1 protein-coding gene is annotated in these 1,124 nt (G+C 58.2%); it reads right to left on the bottom strand.

All coding sequences use genetic code 11. The features are described 5' to 3' along the window. Nucleotides 1–172 precede the first annotated feature (172 nt). Nucleotides 173–1,124: porin (locus tag C9427_RS26375; protein WP_245437181.1), on the bottom strand; the 952-nt coding region annotated here is incomplete at its 5' end.

A 1,124-nucleotide genomic window follows, 5' to 3' on the forward strand; every position in this document is an offset into this window, starting at 1 on the left:
CCGTTCACGGGGAGAGATGTCCGGCAGGACAGTGAGGGGCAGCGCCAGCGGTAAGGATTGCTGTATTAAGCCTTCGTCTTGAAAATCTGGCATCTGAATCACTGCGGCAATCCCTGAACGAAAAAACCCGGCGGTTGCCCGCCGGGTTTCGATTTCAGTCAGGCCAAGCCCGTTAGAATGAGCGCTGGAAGCGGAGGAGACCGCCGACGCTGCTCTTCTTGTTGGCGTTGGTCCAGTTGGAGAAGTCGGCGTCGTCGAATTTGCCTGCATTGAGGTAATCGACTTCGGCCGTGACCGTGAAGCCGGGAACAACGTCGTAGGCGACGTTCGCCGCGATGCCGAGGTTCTTGCCCTCGTCATAGGAGGCCTGCAGGTTAAACGAGGTCTTCTCGTTGAACTTGTAGGTGCCACCACCCCACACAGCCCAGTTGCCGCTCCACTGCTTGTAGAAGCCGCGACCGCCAGTGTCGGCAAAGAAGTCCTGGTAGTTGTCGTCGCTTCCGTAACCGCCCATGATGAACAGCGACAGTTCGTTGGTCGCATTCACGTCCAAACGAACCTTGCCGGCCACTTCTTCATAGTTGCTGTCGTAGGCAACGACGCCGGTGACAGCGCCCCAGCCCTGCGTCCACTTCACGCCGCCGACGACATGCGGAACATAGCTGTCGATCGAGTAGTCGCCGTAACCTTCTTCGAGAGAGACGACCGCCGAGAAGCCGTTGCCGGCATCGAAGTAGTACTGGACGACATTGGTGTCGAAGCCGCCATAGGGAACCAGCGTATCGTTGATGACGTTGCCGGCGTAGCCGATGAACGTATCGAAGGCCGATTCGTCCTTACCGACGCGCAGGCCACCGAGCTGGATCCAGGCGAAGTTCAGCGAGACGTCCTTGTTATGGCCTTGCCAATTATCAGCGTTGTCAGCCGTCTGGTCGGAATAATCGTTGGTGTTGTTGCCGAAGTTGAAGCGGGTCTCGGTGTAGGTCTTCAAGGTGCCGAGTTCGGTTTCCTGGCCGGTCCAGGTCTTCAGCGTGAAACGGGCGTTCTTGTAGTAGGTGTCGTGGTCGCCATCGTCCATGTGGTCCGGGACGTGATTGACGCCATCGAAGGAGCCGGAATCACCC

The sequence above is a fragment of the Mesorhizobium helmanticense genome, assembly GCF_003034915.1.
Classification (GTDB): Bacteria; Pseudomonadota; Alphaproteobacteria; order Rhizobiales; family Rhizobiaceae; genus Mesorhizobium; species Mesorhizobium helmanticense.